The 17,129-nt window shown below is 71.0% G+C and carries 18 protein-coding genes; 17 read left to right on the top strand and 1 reads right to left on the bottom strand.

The features are described 5' to 3' along the window. Positions 1-35 precede the first annotated feature (35 nt). The 4 genes from prmC (at position 36) to ACQPYA_RS25965 (ending at position 4,505) form a co-directional block, all read left to right on the top strand. On the top strand, positions 36-1,010 hold the full coding sequence (gene prmC, locus ACQPYA_RS25980) for a peptide chain release factor N(5)-glutamine methyltransferase (RefSeq protein ID WP_433529686.1): 975 nt from the start codon (positions 36-38) through the stop codon (positions 1,008-1,010). Then, on the top strand, positions 1,010-1,654 hold the full coding sequence (locus tag ACQPYA_RS25975) for an L-threonylcarbamoyladenylate synthase (protein ID WP_433533622.1): 645 nt from the start codon (positions 1,010-1,012) through the stop codon (positions 1,652-1,654). The genes prmC and ACQPYA_RS25975 overlap by 1 nt, the downstream gene beginning before the upstream one ends. After that, on the top strand, positions 1,655-2,266 hold the full coding sequence (locus ACQPYA_RS25970) for a phosphotyrosine protein phosphatase (RefSeq protein ID WP_433529685.1): 612 nt from the start codon (positions 1,655-1,657) through the stop codon (positions 2,264-2,266). A 127-nt stretch (positions 2,267-2,393) separates the two neighbouring features. Next, positions 2,394-4,505, top strand: a complete 2,112-nt coding sequence (locus tag ACQPYA_RS25965) for a transglycosylase domain-containing protein (RefSeq protein WP_433529684.1) — start codon at positions 2,394-2,396, stop codon at positions 4,503-4,505. On the opposite strand, the gene ACQPYA_RS25960 is transcribed toward ACQPYA_RS25965, so the two are convergent. Then, complete coding sequence (locus tag ACQPYA_RS25960) at positions 4,502-5,989, bottom strand: SDR family oxidoreductase (protein ID WP_433529683.1); 1,488 nt, start codon at positions 5,987-5,989, stop codon at positions 4,502-4,504. The two genes, ACQPYA_RS25965 and ACQPYA_RS25960, sit on opposite strands and share 4 nt — an antisense overlap. 35 nt (positions 5,990-6,024) lie before the next feature. Here ACQPYA_RS25960 and glyA point away from each other — a divergent pair, with 35 nt between their 5' ends. The 13 genes from glyA to ACQPYA_RS25895 all read left to right on the top strand — a co-directional run bounded on the left by glyA (position 6,025) and on the right by ACQPYA_RS25895 (position 17,041). Further along, a complete protein-coding gene (gene glyA, locus ACQPYA_RS25955; RefSeq protein WP_433529682.1) occupies positions 6,025-7,311 on the top strand; it encodes a serine hydroxymethyltransferase in 1,287 nt (428 codons plus the stop codon). Continuing rightward, complete coding sequence (locus ACQPYA_RS25950; RefSeq protein ID WP_433529681.1) at positions 7,308-7,781, top strand: hypothetical protein; 474 nt, start codon at positions 7,308-7,310, stop codon at positions 7,779-7,781. The genes glyA and ACQPYA_RS25950 overlap by 4 nt, the downstream gene beginning before the upstream one ends. Before the next feature lie 167 nt (positions 7,782-7,948). Continuing rightward, positions 7,949-8,170: a hypothetical protein gene (locus tag ACQPYA_RS25945; RefSeq protein WP_433529680.1), complete on the top strand. Its 222-nt coding sequence runs from the start codon at positions 7,949-7,951 to the stop codon at positions 8,168-8,170. After that, complete coding sequence (gene atpB / locus ACQPYA_RS25940; RefSeq protein ID WP_433529679.1) at positions 8,171-8,992, top strand: F0F1 ATP synthase subunit A; 822 nt, start codon at positions 8,171-8,173, stop codon at positions 8,990-8,992. A 96-nt stretch (positions 8,993-9,088) separates the two neighbouring features. Then, positions 9,089-9,313 carry an ATP synthase F0 subunit C gene (gene atpE / locus ACQPYA_RS25935; RefSeq protein WP_433529678.1) on the top strand — a complete coding sequence of 75 codons (225 nt, stop codon included), beginning with the start codon at positions 9,089-9,091 and terminating at the stop codon, positions 9,311-9,313. A 29-nt stretch (positions 9,314-9,342) separates the two neighbouring features. After that, positions 9,343-9,873, top strand: a complete 531-nt coding sequence (locus ACQPYA_RS25930; RefSeq protein ID WP_433529677.1) for a F0F1 ATP synthase subunit B — start codon at positions 9,343-9,345, stop codon at positions 9,871-9,873. Next, a complete protein-coding gene (locus tag ACQPYA_RS25925) occupies positions 9,873-10,694 on the top strand; it encodes a F0F1 ATP synthase subunit delta (protein ID WP_433529676.1) in 822 nt (273 codons plus the stop codon). Before ACQPYA_RS25930 ends, ACQPYA_RS25925 begins: the two co-directional genes overlap by 1 nt. A gap of 92 nt (positions 10,695-10,786) precedes the next feature. Further along, on the top strand, positions 10,787-12,433 hold the full coding sequence (gene atpA / locus ACQPYA_RS25920; protein WP_433529675.1) for a F0F1 ATP synthase subunit alpha: 1,647 nt from the start codon (positions 10,787-10,789) through the stop codon (positions 12,431-12,433). Positions 12,434-12,442: 9 nt separating this feature from the next. After that, on the top strand, positions 12,443-13,381 hold the full coding sequence (locus ACQPYA_RS25915) for a F0F1 ATP synthase subunit gamma (RefSeq protein WP_433529674.1): 939 nt from the start codon (positions 12,443-12,445) through the stop codon (positions 13,379-13,381). Beyond that, a complete protein-coding gene (gene atpD, locus ACQPYA_RS25910) occupies positions 13,381-14,832 on the top strand; it encodes a F0F1 ATP synthase subunit beta (protein ID WP_433529673.1) in 1,452 nt (483 codons plus the stop codon). The genes ACQPYA_RS25915 and atpD overlap by 1 nt, the downstream gene beginning before the upstream one ends. A 269-nt stretch (positions 14,833-15,101) precedes the next feature. Next, positions 15,102-16,199, top strand: a complete 1,098-nt coding sequence (locus ACQPYA_RS25905; RefSeq protein ID WP_433533621.1) for an LCP family protein — start codon at positions 15,102-15,104, stop codon at positions 16,197-16,199. An 89-nt stretch (positions 16,200-16,288) separates the two neighbouring features. Beyond that, entirely contained in the window at positions 16,289-16,573 is a 285-nt protein-coding gene (locus tag ACQPYA_RS25900) for a F0F1 ATP synthase subunit epsilon (protein ID WP_433529672.1), read from the top strand. Positions 16,574-16,585: 12 nt separating this feature from the next. Continuing rightward, a complete protein-coding gene (locus ACQPYA_RS25895; RefSeq protein WP_433529671.1) occupies positions 16,586-17,041 on the top strand; it encodes a DUF2550 domain-containing protein in 456 nt (151 codons plus the stop codon). Positions 17,042-17,129: the final 88 nt, after the last annotated feature.

The following is a 17,129-nucleotide window of genomic DNA, read 5'->3' as shown; positions in this document are numbered from 1 at the left end:
TATGCACGTGCACCGCGACGATTCATGATTATTGCGTGACGACCGTGCCGCAACACCCGTCCGAAGGGACGAGACGACACTCGCCCTCCGCCGTGCTGGCCCGGGCCACCCGTATGCTCGCCGCCGCCGGTGTCGCCCCGGCCCGGGCCGAGGCGGAGCTGTTGGCCGCGTACGTGCTGGTGGTGCCGCGTGGGCGGCTGGCCCTCGCCGACGGGTTCACCGATGGTCAGCTCGCCCGTTTCGAGGCGTTGGTGGCCCGGCGGTCCCGGCGCGAGCCGTTGCAGCATCTCACCGGCAGCGCCGGATTCCGGCATCTGGAGCTGGCCGTCGGGCCGGGTGTCTTCGTGCCGCGCCCGGAGACCGAGCTGCTCGCCGGCTGGGGCATCGAACAGGCCCGAGCCGTCGTGCCGGCCCGATCCGGCGGGCCGCGCACCGGGCCGCTGGTGGTGGATCTCTGCAGCGGCTCCGGGGCGATCGCGCTGTCGGTGGCCCAGGAGGTGCCGGCGGCCCGGGTGGTGGCGGTGGAACGCTCGCCGGCCGCGCTCGGCTGGTTGCGCCGCAACGCGGCGGACCGGGCCGCCGCCGGAGACCGGCCGATCGAGGTGGTCGAGGCGGACGTGACCGATCCCGGTCTGCTGGACGAGCTGACCGGCCGGGTCGACGTGCTGCTCTGCAACCCGCCGTACGTCCCGCAGGAGGTCGCCGTGCCGCCGGAGGTCGCCGGTCACGATCCGGCGGAGGCGGTGTTCGGCGGGGCCGACGGCCTGGCCGTGCTCCGGCCGGTGATCGACCGCGCGGCGGCCCTGTTGCGTCCCCTCGGCGTCCTCGGCGTCGAGCATGACGACACGCACGGCGCTGCCGTCCCGGGCCTGCTCGCCGCGGACGGCCGGTACGCGGCGGTCGCCGGGCACCACGACCTCGTCGGGCGGCCCCGCTTCGCCACGGCGTCGCGCCGGGCGGACCACCCGCAACCAGGCGGCGCCGTCACGTGGCAGACTGGCTCCTCGTGATGCTCTACGACTGCCGGTCGCTCGCCGACCGGGACCGCGGCATCGCTGCGGCCATCGAGGCGGTTCGCAACGGCGAACTGGTCGTCCTGCCGACCGACACGGTCTACGGGATCGGCGCGGACGCGTTCACGCCGTACGCGGTCAAGGCGCTGCTGGACGCCAAGGACGTGCCACACACGCCGCCGCCGGTGCTGATCGGCTCCCGGCACACCCTCGACGGCCTGGTCTACACGTTGCCCTCCACGGCGCGGGATCTGGTCGAGGCGTTCTGGCCGGGCGCGTTGACCATCCTGGTGCAGCACTCGGCGAGCCTGCGGTGGGATCTCGGCGACGACAGCGGCACGGTGGCGGTGCGGATGCCGCTGCACCCGGTGGCGCTGGAGGTGCTGCGGGAGACCGGCCCGATGGCGGTCGCCGCGGCCAACAAGGCCGGCCAGCCGGCCGCGCTCACCGCCGAGGAGGCGCGTGACCAGCTGGCCTACTCGGTGCGCGCCTACCTGGAGGCCGGGCCGGCGGTGGATCCGGTGCCGAGCACGATCGTGGACCTGACCGGCGAGGTGCCGGTGCTCGTCCGGGAGGGGGCGATCACCCTGGACCGGCTCCGCGAGGTGGTGCCGGACCTGCGCGAGAGCCAGGTGGCGTAGGTGCCGCCGTTCACCGTCCTGCACGTCTGCATGGGAAACATCTGCCGCTCGCCGATGGCCGAGCGGCTGCTTCGCCTCGCGGTGGCGGAGCGGCTGGCCCGGCGCGACCTGGACCGGGGCCGCGCCGAGGAGTTGCTGCACAGCCACAGCGCCGGCACCGGCGGCTGGCACGCCGGTGAGGAGATGAACCCGCCGGCCGCCCGCCAGGTGACCACCCGGGGCGGCAGCGTCGCCGGCTTCGCCGCGCGCAAGCTGCGTTCCGACCACATCGACGCGGCCGACCTGGTCCTCACCGCCACCGCCGACCAGCAGGAGTACGTGGTGGCGCTGCGTCCCGACGCCGGGTCCCGCACCTTCGTGCTGGGCGAGTTCAGCCGGCTGCTGGCCGCCCTGGACCAGGCCGCGCTGCCACCCGCCGAGGCGACCCCGGAGGCGTTCCACGCCCGCGGCGTGGCGCTGGTCGAGGCGGCGCACGCGGCCCGCCAGGGCAGCACCCCGCTGCCCACCGACGATCTCGACGACCCGTGGGGGCGCGGCGACCAGTGTTTCAGCCGGGTGGCCGACGAGATCGAGGAGACGGTTCACCCGCTCGCCGCGATCCTGCTGCCCTGACCGTCGGTCGGGTCGCGGCCGGGGCACCCACCCGTGCGAATTTCCTCCGGGTATGAGGGAAAGCGCGGCATAAAATCCGATTAGGGTCATTCTGAGAGGGTCCTGCCGGCTCCTGCGGGGAGAGCTGATGACCCGGGCGTTCCTGCCGAAAGTGTTCACCGTCCTGCTGTCCGGCCTGCTGGCCGGCCTGGTGCTGGCGGCGGCGGCGCTGCCGGCCGCGCTGGTCTTCGGCATCGGCTTCGCGGCGCTCTCCGGGCCGTACACGGAGCTGCCCAGCGCACTGCGGACACCACCGACGGCCCAGCGGTCCAACCTGTACGCCAACGACGGCGCCACCCTGATCACGTCCTTCTACCAGGAGGACCGGGTGGACGTGCCGCTGGACGAGGTGGCGCCGGTGATGCGCCAGGCGATCATCGCCGCCGAGGACGTCCGGTTCCACGAACACCGGGGGGTGGACCTGCGGGGGGCGGTGCGGGCCTTCGCCGTCAACCAGGGGGCCGGCGCCACCCGACAGGGCGCGTCCACGCTGACCATGCAGTACGTCCGCAACGTGCTGAGCACCGACCCCCGGCTGAGCGAGACGCAGCGCGCCGCGGCCACCGAGGTGAGCCCGGCCCGCAAGATCCAGGAGATCCGCTACGCGCTGGCGCTGGAGCGGGAGCTGACCAAGGACCAGATCCTGACCCGGTACCTCAACATCGCCTACTTCGGGGCCGGGGCGTACGGCATCGCCGCCGCCAGCAAGCGCTACTTCTCCACCTCCCCGGCGGAGCTCACGCTGGCTGAGGCGGCGCTGCTGGCCGGGCTGGTCCGCTCCCCGGACACCGACGACCCGATCAACGGGGATGCGGACGCCGCCACGGCCCGCCGCGCGTACGTGCTGGACCGGATGGTCGAGGCGGGCCAGGTCGCCCCGGAGGCGGCGACCGCCGCCAGGGCCGAGCCGCTGAACCTGCGTCCCCGCGAGACCCCGAACGACTGCACGGCGGTGCCCGAGAACCGCAACGACTGGGGCTTCTTCTGCGACTGGTTCACCCGCTGGTGGAACGACCAGCGGGCGTTCGGCGGCAGCGTCGACGAACGGCAGCGTGCCCTGCGCCGGGGCGGCTTCAGCATCGTCACCTCGCTCGACCCGGCGGTGCAGCAGGCCACCACCGAGCAGGTCCGGCGGATCTACCCCGTCGAGAGCCGGTACGCGGCGCCGACCGCCGTGGTCCAGCCGGGCACCGGCCGGGTCCTCGCCATGGCGGTCAACCGCGTCTACAGCGTGGCGGCCAACCCGCCGCGGCAGAAGAACCATCCGAACACCGTCAACCAGCTGATCGCCGGGGGCGGCACGATCGTCGGGTATCAGGCCGGCTCCACCTTCAAGCTCTTCGCCATGCTGGCCGCCCTGGAATCCGGGCTGCCGCTGCGCACCGAGTTCGACGCTCCGTCGCGGATCGTCACCGACTACAAGGTCAGTGGGGACGCGAGCTGCGGCGGCTACTGGTGCCCGGAGAACGCCAGCTCGTCGATGAGCGGCGAGCACGACATGTGGACGGCGTTCGGCCGCTCGGTCAACACGTACTTCGTCTGGCTGACCGAGCGGGTCGGCGCGGACCGGGTGGTCGAGATGGCCGAGCGGCTCGGCATCGTGCTGCGGGCCGAGGACGACGCGCGGCTGGCCCGACACGGCGCTCGGCAGTGGGGCCCGTTCACCCTGGGCGTGGCCGCCACCACCCCGCTGGACCTGGCCGGCGCGTACGCCACGGTGGCGGCCGAGGGGACGTGGTGCGCGCCCACCCCGATCATCTCGATCGTCGACGCCGCCGGACGGCGGGTGACCGCCGGGCAGCCGGACTGCCGGCAGGTGCTCGACGTGGACGTGGCCCGCGCGGCGGCGGACGCGGCCCGCTGCCCGGTCGGCGACCAGTCCATGTACCACGCCTGCGACGGTGGTACGGCAACCCGCTTGCGCGACCAGCTCCGCCGGCCGGTGGCCGGCAAGACCGGCAGCTCCGACCGGTACGCCACGGAGACCGTGGTGGCCTTCACCCCGCAACTGGCGGTGGCCATGATGGCGGCCAATCCCGACGAGCCGCAGGACCCGGTCGGCGCGAAGGTGCAGGAGAAGATGGTGGAGGCGGTCGGGGAGACCCTCGCGTTCGCCCTGCGTGACCTGCCGGCGCGCGACTTCGTGCCGCCCAGCGATCGGACCGCGTGGCGGGCCACCGGGGAACGCTCCAGCAACTAGGCCCGCGTTGACGGGGTCGCCGCGGCGACCCGCTCGGCGCCCTCGGCGATGTTGCGGGCCATCCCGCCGAAGACCAGGGCGTGGAACGGCGCCACCGCGGTCCAGTACGCGTGCCCGGCCAGGCCCCGGGGCAGGAACACCGCCCGCTGCCGGTACCGGACCTGCCCGGTGTCGTCGTGCTGCACCCGCATCTCCAGCCAGGCCCGGCCGGGCAGCCGCATCTCGGCCCGCAGCCGCAGCAGCTCACCCGGCACGATCTCCTCCACCCGCCAGAAGTCCAGCGCCTCGCCCACCCGAAGGTGGTGCGGGTGGCGTCGGCCCCGGCGCAGCCCCACCCCGCCGACCAGCTGGTCCAGCCAGCCGCGCACCGACCAGGCCAGCGGGAACGAGTACCAGCCGTGCTCGCCACCGACCCCCTCGATCACCTGCCACAACGTCTCCGGCGACGCCGCCACCGCACGTTCCCGCAGGTCGGTGTAGGCGGTGCCACCGCTCCAGTCGGGATCGCTGGGCAGCGGCTCGGCGGGCGCGTCCGGGCCGGCCGCGGTCGACCAGCAGGTCTCCACCTCCGCGTCGCGCACCCGGGCCAGGGCCCGCTCGACCGCCTGGTCGAAGCCGATCAGCCCGCCCGGCGGGTCCGGCAGGTACGCCGCGATGTCGTGTTCGTGGGCCACCGCCTCGTGCACCAGGCTCGCCACCAGCGGCCGGGCGAGCGCGTTCGGCACCGGGGTGACCAGCCCGACCCAGTACGAGGAGAGCGCGGGCGTCAGCGGGCGGACCGGCAGGAGCAGCCGGCGGGACAGCCCGGCCACCCGGGCGTAGCGCTGCATCATCTCGCCGAAGGTGAGCACGTCCGGGCCGGCGATGTCGAAGCCGCGGTCGACCTCCGGCGGCAGGCCCGCGCAGCCGATCAGGTAGCGCAGCACGTCGTCGACCGCGATCGGCTGGATCCGGTTGGCGACCCAGCGCGGGGTGACCATCACCGGCAGCCGCTCGGTGAGGTAGCGCAGCATCTCGAACGACGCCGAGCCCGAGCCGATGATCACCGCCGCCCGGAGCACCACCGTCGGCACCCCGCTGTCCAGCAGGATCCGGCCGACCTCGCTGCGGGAGCGCAGGTGGGCCGAGGTGGCCTGGTCGCCGGCTGCCAGCTCCGGCCCGCCGAGGTAGACGATCCGGCGTACGCCCGCGGCGTGCGCCGCCGCCGCGAACGCCTTGGCGGCCTGCCGGTCGGCGGCCTCGAAGCCGGGCTGCCCGAGCGAGTGCACCAGGTAGTACGCCACGTCGACGTCGTCGAACGCCCCGGTCAGCGTCTCCGGCCGGCTCAGGTCGCCCTCGACCACCTCGACCCGGGCGGCCCACGGCACGTCACGCAGCCGCCCGGCCCGCCGGGCCAGGCAGCGCACCGTGTACCCCTCGGCCAGTAGGCGGGGCGCCAGCCGCCCACCGATGTATCCCGTCGCGCCGGTGACCAGGCATCTCACGGTCTCCAGTCTGAGGCCGCCTAGACTCTGGCGCTGTGGAGACCACGAAGGGCACCTTCTGGGGGCCGGATTTTGAGCAGCTCAGCACCGGCGACCCGGAGATCGCGGAGGTGGTGCTCGGCGAACTCGACCGGCTGCGTGGCGGCCTGCAACTGATCGCCAGCGAGAACCTCACCTCGCCGGCGGTGCTGGCCGCGCTCGGCTCGACGCTGACCAACAAGTACGCCGAGGGCTATCCGGGCCGGCGCTACTACGGCGGCTGCGCCCAGGTGGATCGGGCCGAGGAGATCGGCATCGAGCGGGCCAAGGATCTCTTCGGCGCCGAGCACGCCAACCTCCAGCCGCACTCCGGCGCGAGCGCCAACCTGGCCGCGTACGCCGCGCTGGTGCAGCCGGGCGACACCGTGCTGGCGATGGAGTTGCCGCACGGTGGGCACCTGACCCACGGCAGCCGGGTGAACTTCTCCGGCCGGTGGTTCCAGACCGTCGGGTACACCGTCCGGCGGGACACCGAGCTGATCGACTACGACGAGGTACGCGACCTGGCCCGTACCCACCGGCCCAAGATGATCATCTGTGGCGCGACGGCCTACCCGCGGCTGATCGACTTCGCGCGGTTCCGGGAGGTCGCCGACGAGGTGGGCGCGTACCTGATGGTGGACGCCGCGCACTTCATCGGGCTGGTCGCCGGGCGGGCGATCCCCTCCCCGGTGCCGTACGCCGACGTGGTCTGCGCCACCACCCACAAGGTGCTGCGCGGCCCGCGTGGCGGCATGATCCTCTGCCGCGAGTCGCTGGCCGAGCGGATCGACCGGGCGGTCTTCCCGTTCACCCAGGGCGGCCCGCTGATGCACGCGGTGGCGGCCAAGGCCGTCGCGTTGCGCGAGGCGGCGCAGCCGGAGTACCGGACGTACGCCGCGCAGGTGGTGGCCAACGCGCGGGCGCTCGCCGACGGGCTGGCGGCCGAGGGGATGCGCCCGGTCTCCGGCGGCACCGACACCCACCTGGCCCTGATCGACCTCCGCGACACCGGGGTGACCGGGGCCGAGGCGGAGGCCCGCTGCGACGCGGCGACCATCACGCTGAACAAGAACGCCATCCCGTACGACCCACAGAAGCCGATGGTCGCCTCGGGGATCCGGGTGGGCACGCCGAGCGTCACCACGCAGGGCCTGGGAGAGCCGCAGATGCGCCAGGTCGCGGAGCTGATCGGTCGGGCGGTGCGGACCGATCCGGCGGTCCCGGGCGGGGCCGACGAGCTGGCCCGGGTCGCCGCCGACGTGGCCGAGCTGGTCGCCGACTTCCCGGCGTACCCCCGATGACCGCGCCGCGTGCCGGTGAGCCCGGCGTATCCCCGATGTCCGCGCCGCGTGCCGGTGAGCCCGGCGCGATCCGGGCCCGGCTGCCGCACCTGCGCCTGCCGCTGCTCGCCTGCGCCGTGCTGGGCGCGGTCGGGATCCCCGCCGCCGCCCTGCTGCGCGGGCCGGCCGGCGCGGCCGGGGTGGCCGCCGGCATCGGCCTGGTGATCCTCAGCTATCTGATCTCCAGCCTCTCGGTGGCCTGGGCCGACGCCGTGCACCCGAGGCTGATCATGTCCGTGGGGCTGGTCACCTACGCCACGAAGATCGTCTTTTTGGGCGTGGTGATGGCCGCCGTGGCGGCCACCGGTTGGCCGGGATTGCCGGACCTGGGCGTGTCGATCATCGTGGCCGTGGTGGTATGGACCGGAGCCCACCTGACCTGGGCTTTACGCTCTCCGCTGCCCACCGTGGACCGCTCGCCGGAGCACTGACCGTACGGCTGGCGTTTCCCGGGCGTTTCATCCCCCTGTTCTGCTCGCCGGACAGGAGTAGGCTGACCCCCGGCTTGACGCGCCCGCACCCGCCGCCCGCACGCTGTTCGCAGTGTGGGGGGTGCCGCACACTCGCGAAACACCCGACTGATAGTGTTCGCCTCGTCATGGCCGACAACCCTCACCGCGGAAGCTCCGACGAGCACTCGTCGGAAGGCGTTGCCGGAGCCGTTCTTGGCTACCTGCTCGCCGGCATCGTGGTGTGGGGATTCCTCGGCTGGTTGGCGGAGGGATTCCTCGGTCTGCCGACCGGCGTCGGGATCGCCGTGGGCATGATGCTCGGCGCAGCCGGAGCGATCTACCTGATCATGAAGAGGCTCAGTGCCTGAGTGCCGGCACACGCGGGTCTGTCGAGTGCGGAGGATGACACGGTGAGTGGACAGCTTGTCGCCGCAGAGGGCCTTCCCTGGCCCCCGAGCGTCAACGATTTCTACCCGCCGGATCTGGCCGGCCCGTGGGTCACCAAGTTCACCCTCATGATCTGGCTGGCCGTCGGGCTCCTGATCATTTTCTTCATGGCCACCTACCGGAACCCGAAGCTCGTGCCGAGCAAGGGCCAGTGGTATGCGGAGTCCATCTACGGCCTGGTCCGGGACAACATCGCCCGTGAGCAGATGGGCAAGGACGGGATCCGCTTCGCGCCCTACTTCACCGTGCTGTTCTGCTTCATCCTGGTGACCAACCTCTTCGGCATCGTCCCCGGGTTGCAGATCTCACCGAACTCGCACATCGCCTTCCCGATCGTGCTAGCGCTGATCTCCTACGTGATGTACCTCTACATCGGCGTCCGCAAGCACGGCCTGGGCCAATACCTCAAGCAGAGCCTGATCCTGCCGGGCATCCCGTGGCCGATGCATTTTCTGCTGATTCCGATCGAGTTCCTCCAGACGTTCATCGTCCGGCCGGTCACGCTGGCGGTGCGACTCTTCGCGAACATGTTCGCCGGTCACCTGATCCTGCTGGTGTTCACCGTCGGCGGCTTCGTGATGCTCGCCTCGGACAATCTCTTCGTCCAGGTGTCGTCGCTCGCCGCGTTCGCGATGGCGATCCTGATGGCCTTCTTCGAGGTGCTGGTCGCGCTCCTGCAGGCCTACGTCTTCGTCACCCTGACCGCCAACTACATCGGCAGCTCGCTCGCCGCCGAGCACTGACCCACGTTGACTTCGGCGGGCCGCCCGGCCCGGCCAAGCTTCCGGTAAGACCGCGTACGCGTGAGATTCATGCGTCTACTAGGAGGAATACCCGCAATGACTGTTATTGCCGAAGTGGCCGGCAACGTCAACACCATCGGCTACGGCCTCGCCGCCATCGGCCCCGGTATCGGTGTCGCCCTGGTTTTCGCGGCCTACATCCAGGCCAGCGCCCGGCAGCCGGAGTCCGCCGGCTACAACCGCACCTGGCTGGTCCTGGGCTTCGCGCTGGTCGAGGCGCTCGCGCTGTTCGGCCTGGTGCTCGCCTTCGCCGTCAGCTGACCGTCCGTTAGTCGACCCGGAGGTCTGACATGTATCTCGCCGCTGAAGGCGTGGAGCACCACCCGCTCGTGCCGATCTGGCAGGAGCTCGTCATCGGGTCGATCGCCTTCGCCCTGCTCTGCTTCGTCCTGATGAAGTTCGTCCTGCCGCGCATGGAGGCGATGTACCAGGCGCGGGTCGACGCGATCGAGGGCGGCCTCAAACGTGCCGAGGCGGCCCAGGCCGAGGCCAACCAGCTGCTGGAGCAGTACCGGGCCCAGCTCGCCGAGGTGCGTACCGAGGCGGCCCGGATCCGGGACGACGCCCGGGCCGACGCCGAGTCGATCCGCACCGACATCCTGGCCAAGGCCCGGGAGGAGTCCGACCGGATCATCGCCGCCGGCCGGGATTCGCTGGCCGTGGAGCGGCAGACCATCGTGCGCGAGCTGCGCGCGGAGGTCGGCGGCCTCGCGGTCGACCTGGCCAGCCGGATCGTCGGCGAGTCGCTCGCCGACGAGGCCCGCCGCAAGGGCACCGTCGAGCGGTTCCTCACCGGTCTTGAGAGCGCGGGGGCCCGCTGATGCAGGCCGCCAGCCGGGAGTCCTACAGCGCTGTCGTCCAGCGGCTGGAGGAGTACGTCCGGGGCGCCGAGTCGTCGGCGGTCGCCACCACCGGCGCCGAACTGCTCGCCGTGGCGGATCTGCTGCGGCGTGAGGTCCGGCTGCGCCGGGCGCTCTCCGACCCGGCCCGGGACGGCGCGGACCGGACCGGCCTGCTGACCTCGGTGCTCTCCGGCAAGGTCGGCACGGACGCGCTCGACCTGCTCGGCGCGCTGGTCGCCGGCCGGTGGTCGGCACCGTCGGAGCTGCTCGACGGTGCCGAGCGCCTCGGCGTGCAGGCGCTGCTCGGCAGCGCGGAACGCGCCGGCGAGCTCGGCGAGGTGGAGGACGAGCTGTTCCGCTTCGGCCAGTTGGTCGCCGCGAACCCGCAGCTCTCCAACGCCCTCTCCGACCCGATCGCGCCGGTGGCCCAGCGGGCCGACCTGGTCGGGATGCTCCTGACGGACAAGGCCCGGCCGGTGACGGTGCGACTGGTCGAGGCGGCGCTGGCCGGCTTCGGCGGTCGCTCGGTCTCCGCCGCGCTGACCCGGCTGGTGGAGCTGGCGGCGGAGCGGCGCGACCGGCAGGTCGCGTACGTGACCGTCGCGGCGCCACTGACCGAGGACGAGGAACGCCGGCTGGGTGACCAGCTCTCGGCCATCTACGGCCGAGCGGTCGCCGTGAAGTTTACGGTTGACCCGACGATCCTCGGCGGAGCGAGCGTCCGGGTGGGTTCGGACCTGTACGACGGGACGATCCTGCGCCGCCTCAACGAGACCCGCAACGCGCTAGCGAAGCGCTGACCAGCACCCCGCGAAGCGCCCGGAACGACAGTCGACCCGAGGACCGGTCGGTACTAGGTATCCCGGGCCCCTGATACTTAAGGAAGCAGAGGATGGCCGAGCTGACCATCTCGACGGAGGACATCCGCGGCGCCCTGGAGCGCTACGTCTCCTCCTACTCGCCCGACGTCTCCCGTGAGGAGGTCGGCACCGTCGCCGACACCGGCGACGGCATCGCCCACGTCGAGGGGCTGCCCTCGACCATGACCAACGAGCTGCTGGAGTTCGAGGACGGCACGCTCGGCGTGGCGCTGAACCTCGACGTCCGGGAGATCGGTGTCGTCGTCCTCGGCGACTACTCCGGGCTGGAGGAGGGGCAGCGCGTCAAGCGCACCGGCCGGGTGCTCTCCGTGCCCATCGGCGACGGCTTCCTCGGTCGCGTGGTCGACGCGCTCGGCCAGCCGATCGACGGCCTCGGCGAGATCGCCAACGAGGGCTATCGGGAGCTGGAGCTCCAGGCCCCGAACGTGATGGCCCGGCAGTCCGTCTCCGAGCCGATGCAGACCGGCATCAAGGCGGTCGACGCGATGACCCCGATCGGTCGGGGCCAGCGGCAGCTGATCATCGGTGACCGCAAGACCGGCAAGACCACGGTCGCCCTGGACACCATCCTCAACCAGCGGGAGAACTGGGCCTCCGGCGACCCGAAGAAGCAGGTCCGCTGCATCTACGTCGCCATCGGCCAGAAGGCCTCCACGATCGCCTCGATCAAGGGCCAGCTGGAGGAGGCCGGCGCGATGGAGTACACCACCATCGTCGCCTCCCCGGCCTCCGACCCGGCCGGCTTCAAGTACCTCGCCCCGTACACCGGCTCGTCCATCGGGCAGCACTGGATGTACGGCGGCAAGCACGTGCTGATCGTCTTCGACGACCTGAGCAAGCAGGCCGAGGCGTACCGCGCCGTGTCGCTGCTGCTGCGTCGCCCGCCGGGCCGCGAGGCGTACCCGGGTGACGTCTTCTACCTGCACTCCCGGCTGCTGGAGCGCTGCGCGAAGCTCTCCGACGAGCTGGGCGGCGGCTCGATGACCGGCCTGCCGATCATCGAGACGAAGGCCAACGACATCTCGGCCTTCATCCCGACCAACGTCATCTCCATCACCGACGGCCAGATCTTCCTGGAGACCGACCTGTTCAACCAGGGCGTCCGGCCGGCCATCAACGTCGGCACCTCGGTCTCCCGGGTCGGTGGCGCCGCGCAGGTGAAGCCGATGAAGAAGGTCGCCGGCTCGCTGCGGCTGAACCTCGCCCAGTACCGCGAGCTGGAGGCGTTCGCCGCCTTCGCCTCGGACCTGGACAAGGCCTCCCGGGCCCAGCTGGACCGTGGTGCCCGCCTGGTGGAGCTGCTCAAGCAGCCGAACTACGCGCCGTACCCGGTGCAGGAGCAGGTCGTCCTGGTCTGGGCCGGCACCGAGGGCAAGCTGGACGACGTCCCGGTCGGTGAGGTCCGGCGCTTCGAGACGCAGTTCCTGGAGCACCTGCGGCGCAAGCAGAACGCCACGTTGCTGGCGATCGCCGACAACAAGTGGGACGACGAGATCGTCGCCGCCCTCGACACGGCCATCACGGAGTTCAAGCAGGGCTTCCTCGGCCGTGAGGACGAGCGCACGATCAACGAGGCGCCGGCGGCGCCGCTGGAGGGCGAGGCCGAGCACGAGACGGTCACCCGCTACAGCGGCGGAGCACCGGCCCAGAAGAAGTAGGGCCGGGCCATGGCGGCGCAGGTACGTGTTCTTCGTCAACGGATCCGCTCGGCGAAGGGGATGAAGAAGATCACCAAGGCGATGGAGCTCGTGGCGACGAGCCGGATCGCCAAGGCCCAGGCCCGGGTGGAGGCGTCCCTGCCGTACGCCCGGGCCATCACCGGCGTCCTCACGGCGCTGGCGTCCAACGCGCGGATCGACCACCCGATGCTCACCGCGCGCGAGCGGGTGCGGCGGGCGGGCGTCCTGCTGGTCACCGCCGACCGGGGTCTGGCCGGCGGTTACAGCTCCAACGCCATCAAGACCGCGGAGTCGCTGATCGCCCGGCTCCACGCCGATGGCAAGGAGCCGGTGCTCTACGTCATCGGGCGGAAGGGCGTGTCGTTCTACCGGTTCCGCAACCGGCCGATCGAGGCCAGCTGGACGGGCTTCTCCGAGCAGCCGTCGTTCGCCGACGCCCGTACCGTGGGCGAGACGTTGATCAAGGCGTTCACGGCCGGCGCGGACGATGTCGACGGTGACCCTGGCGAGGACGGCGTGCTCGGGGTGGACGAGCTGCACATCGTCTACACCGAGTTCAAGTCCCTGATGACCCAGACCCCGGTCACCCGGATCATCGGGCCGTTGCAGGTCGAGGAGCGGCCCCGGTCGGAGGCCGCCCCCGGCGTGCTGCCGGACTACGACTTCGAGCCGGACCCCGAGGCGCTGCTCGACGCGCTGCTGCCGAAGTACATCAACACGCGGATCTACGCGGCGTTGCTGGAGTCGGCGGCGAGCGAGTCGGCGGCCCGGCGGCGGGCGATGAAGAGCGCCACCGACAACGCCGAAGAAATGATCGAGAAGTACACGCGTGAGATGAACTCGGCCCGCCAGGCCGGGATCACCCAGGAGATCAGCGAGATCGTCGGCGGCGCTAACGCGCTGGCCGCGTCGGGAAGTGAAGTGTGATGACTGTTTCCACTGCTGGAGGACCAGCAGAGACCAAGACGGCCACCGGTCGCGTGGTCCGGGTCATCGGCCCGGTCGTCGACGCCGAGTTCCCGCGCGACGCCATGCCGGACCTGTTCAACGCCCTCAAGGTGGACGTGACCCTCTCCGGCGGCGAGAAGACGCTGACCCTGGAGGTCGCCCAGCACCTGGGTGACAACCTGGTCCGCGCGATCTCGATGCAGCCGACCGACGGCCTGGTCCGGGGCGCCGAGGTGCGCGACACCGCCGGCCCGATCAAGGTGCCGGTCGGCGACGCGGTCAAGGGCCACGTCTTCAACGCCATCGGCGAGTGCCTCAACCTCACCGAGGGCGAGACCATCGAGGCCGACGACCACTGGGGCATCCACCGCAAGGCCCCGGCCTTCGCGGACCTGGAGCCGAAGACCGAGATGCTGGAGACCGGCATCAAGGTCATCGACCTGCTCGCCCCGTACGTCAAGGGCGGCAAGATCGGCCTGTTCGGCGGTGCCGGCGTGGGCAAGACGGTGCTCATCCAGGAAATGATCACCCGGGTGGCCCGCAACTTCGGTGGCACCTCGGTCTTTGCCGGCGTGGGCGAGCGCACCCGCGAGGGCAACGACCTGATCCACGAGATGACCGACTCCGGCGTCATCGACAAGACCGCCCTGGTCTACGGCCAGATGGACGAGCCGCCGGGCACCCGGCTGCGGGTCGCCCTCTCCGCGCTGACCATGGCGGAGTACTTCCGCGACGTGAAGAAGCAGGAGGTGCTGCTCTTCATCGACAACATCTTCCGCTTCACCCAGGCCGGTTCCGAGGTCTCCACCCTGCTCGGCCGGATGCCGAGCGCGGTGGGTTACCAGCCGACCCTGGCCGACGAGATGGGTGAGCTGCAGGAGCGGATCACCTCCGTCAAGGGGCAGGCCATCACGTCGATGCAGGCGATCTACGTGCCGGCGGACGACTACACCGACCCGGCCCCGGCCACCACCTTCGCCCACCTGGACGCGACCACCAACCTGGAGCGGTCGATCTCCGACAAGGGCATCTACCCGGCGGTGGACCCGCTGGCGTCCTCGTCCCGGATCCTCGCCGCCGAGTTCGTCGGCCAGGACCACTTCCAGGTGGCCACCGAGGTGAAGCGGATCCTGCAGCGCTACAAGGACCTGCAGGACATCATCGCCATCCTCGGTATCGAGGAACTCTCCGAGGAAGACAAGATCACCGTGGGGCGGGCCCGACGGATCGAGCGCTTCCTGTCGCAGAACACCTACGCGGCGGAGCAGTTCACCGGCGTGCCGGGCTCGACGGTCCCGATCAAGGAGACCATCGAGGCGTTCCGGAAGATCAGCGAGGGCGAGTACGACCACTTCCCCGAGCAGGCGTTCTTCATGTGCGGTGGGCTCGACGACCTGGAGAAGAAGGCCGCCGAGCTGATGAAGGGCTGACCCTTCGACACGAACACAGAAAAGGCCGTCCCGGTAACGCCGGGGCGGCCTTCTGTTCATCTTCGGGACGTACGATCGCCGCTGCCCGGTTTCCCGGAGTCGGCGATTGCGCCGGCCGCGAGATACCGTCTAGCCACGCTCATGCGCCGATGAGCGGTGATCGATCTCAACCATTCGCTACGCACGCCCGTATCTCCCAGCGGGCGTGACGAACGGAGACACAGGTGGGCAAGGCCGGCAGGAACGGCAAGCGCGGTGGGAAATCGTCGATGTGGCGGGGTGTGCCCGGCTGGGCGCGGTTCTGCACGGTCTTCGGCGTGGTCCTGATGATGCTCAGCGGGACGTCGCTGGTCGGCGCCGAGGCGCTGATGGCCCGCTACGAGGGCGCGATCGGCAAGGCGGACCTCTTCGGCGACGAGGCGGCCGGCGGCGGCGAGCGCAAGAGCGACATCAAGGGGCCGCTCAACATCCTGCTGGTCGGCATCGACCCGCGCGACGAGGACACCCCGCCGCTGAGCGATGCCATCATGGTTCTGCACGTGCCGAAGGAGATGGACCGGGCGTACCTCTTCTCCCTGCCGCGTGACCTCTACGTCGACATCCCGGCGTTCCCCAAGGCGGAGTTCAACGGCGCCACCACCAAACTGAACGCCGCGATGTCCTTCGGCAGCCGGGTGCCCGGCGGGAAGCCGGATGCGGCACGTGGCTTCGAACTGCTCGCCGTCACCGTCCAGAGAGTCACCGGGATCAAGCGCTTCGACGCCGGTGCGATCATCAACTTCTCGGGCTTCCAAAAGATCGTCGACGCCATGGGCGGCGTCACGATGAACATCGAGCGGGAGGTCCGTTCCGAGCACCGGGAGCCGGACGGCAAGCACCGCAAGGGCAAGCCGGGCGGTGGGGGCTACATCGGGCCGCAGGCGGTCTACCCGAAGGGCAAGCAGCACCTGAGCGGCTGGCAGGCGCTGGACTACGTCCGCCAGCGCTACCCTTCGAGCGGTGTCCCGGACGGCGACTACGGCCGGCAGCGGCACCAGCAGCAGTTCGTCAAGGCAATGGCCAGCCAGGCGTTCAGCTCCGACGTGGTGACCAACCCGGTGAAGCTGGACAAGGTGCTCCGGGCGGCGGGCGAGTCGCTGATCTTCAACGGCCGGGGCCACAGCGTGGTCGACTTCGGTCTCGCGCTCAAGGACATCCGGCCCGGCAACATCCAGATGATCAAGCTGCCGGGCGGCGGCGTCACCGAGAACGGCAAATACCTCGGCGAGAAGTTCGTACCCGAGGTGGAAGACTTCTTCGTCGCCCTGGAGAAGGAGCTGCTGGATCCGTTCCTGCTCGAACATCCCAAACTCGTGAACAAGACCTGATCGTGGTGCAGGTCTCGGCACCCGCATGAAGAACACGACCAGGTCGGGACTAGACTTTCCCCAATCCGCCGCCGCAAAAAGGAGACAGCGTGGCACAGCAGCTCCACGTCCAGCTCGTGGCCGTCGAGGAGAAGGTCTGGTCCGGCGAGGCCGAGATGGTGATGGCCCGTACGACCGAGGGTGAGCTGGGTGTGCTGCCGGGGCACGCGCCGCTGCTCGGCCAACTCGCCGAGCCGGGCCAGGTGCGCATCAAGCTCCCCGGGGGCGAGCAGGTCGCCTACGACGTGGCCGGTGGCTTCCTCTCGGTCGGCGAGCGGGGCGTCACCGTGCTGGCCGAGAGCGCGACCCCGGCCTCGGCCGCCCAGGGCAACTGAGCCGACCCGCCGATGGAGATCGTCGAAGGGATCGGAATCGGCTTCGCCGTGATCCTCGGCGCGATCCTGTTCCTCTTCATCCGGCGGGCCCTCGTCACCCGTAGCGGAGGCATCATCCGGCTCAGTGTCCGGACCTCCACCATGCTCGACGGCCGGGGCTGGTCGCCCGGCTTCGGCCGGTTCCTCGGCGACGAGCTCCGCTGGTACCGGATGTTCAGTTTCGCCGTACGGCCCAAGCGGGTGTTGTCCCGCGACGGGCTGACCGTGGAGCGACGGCGTCTGCCGGAGGGGCAGGAACGGATGTCCATGCCGGCCGACTGGATCATCCTCCGCTGTACCAGTCGACACGCTCCGGTCGAGATCGCCATGGCGCGATCCACCGTCACCGGATTCCTCTCCTGGCTTGAGGCCGCCCCTCCGGGGGCGGCCTCGCCACGTGTGGCCTCCCAGGACTGGCCCGCCGCCTGACTCCCCCCGAGGCCCTGGGTCGTCTCGAATGGTCCCTGTTGTCGTGCGTGGGCATCATCGCCCCGGGCGCGTGGCCCGTCCTGTTCGG

Origin of the sequence: Micromonospora sp. CA-263727 (assembly GCF_050942455.1) — a bacterium.
Taxonomy (GTDB): domain Bacteria; phylum Actinomycetota; class Actinomycetes; order Mycobacteriales; family Micromonosporaceae; genus Micromonospora.
This window is presented reverse-complemented; position numbering and strand designations above follow the sequence as displayed.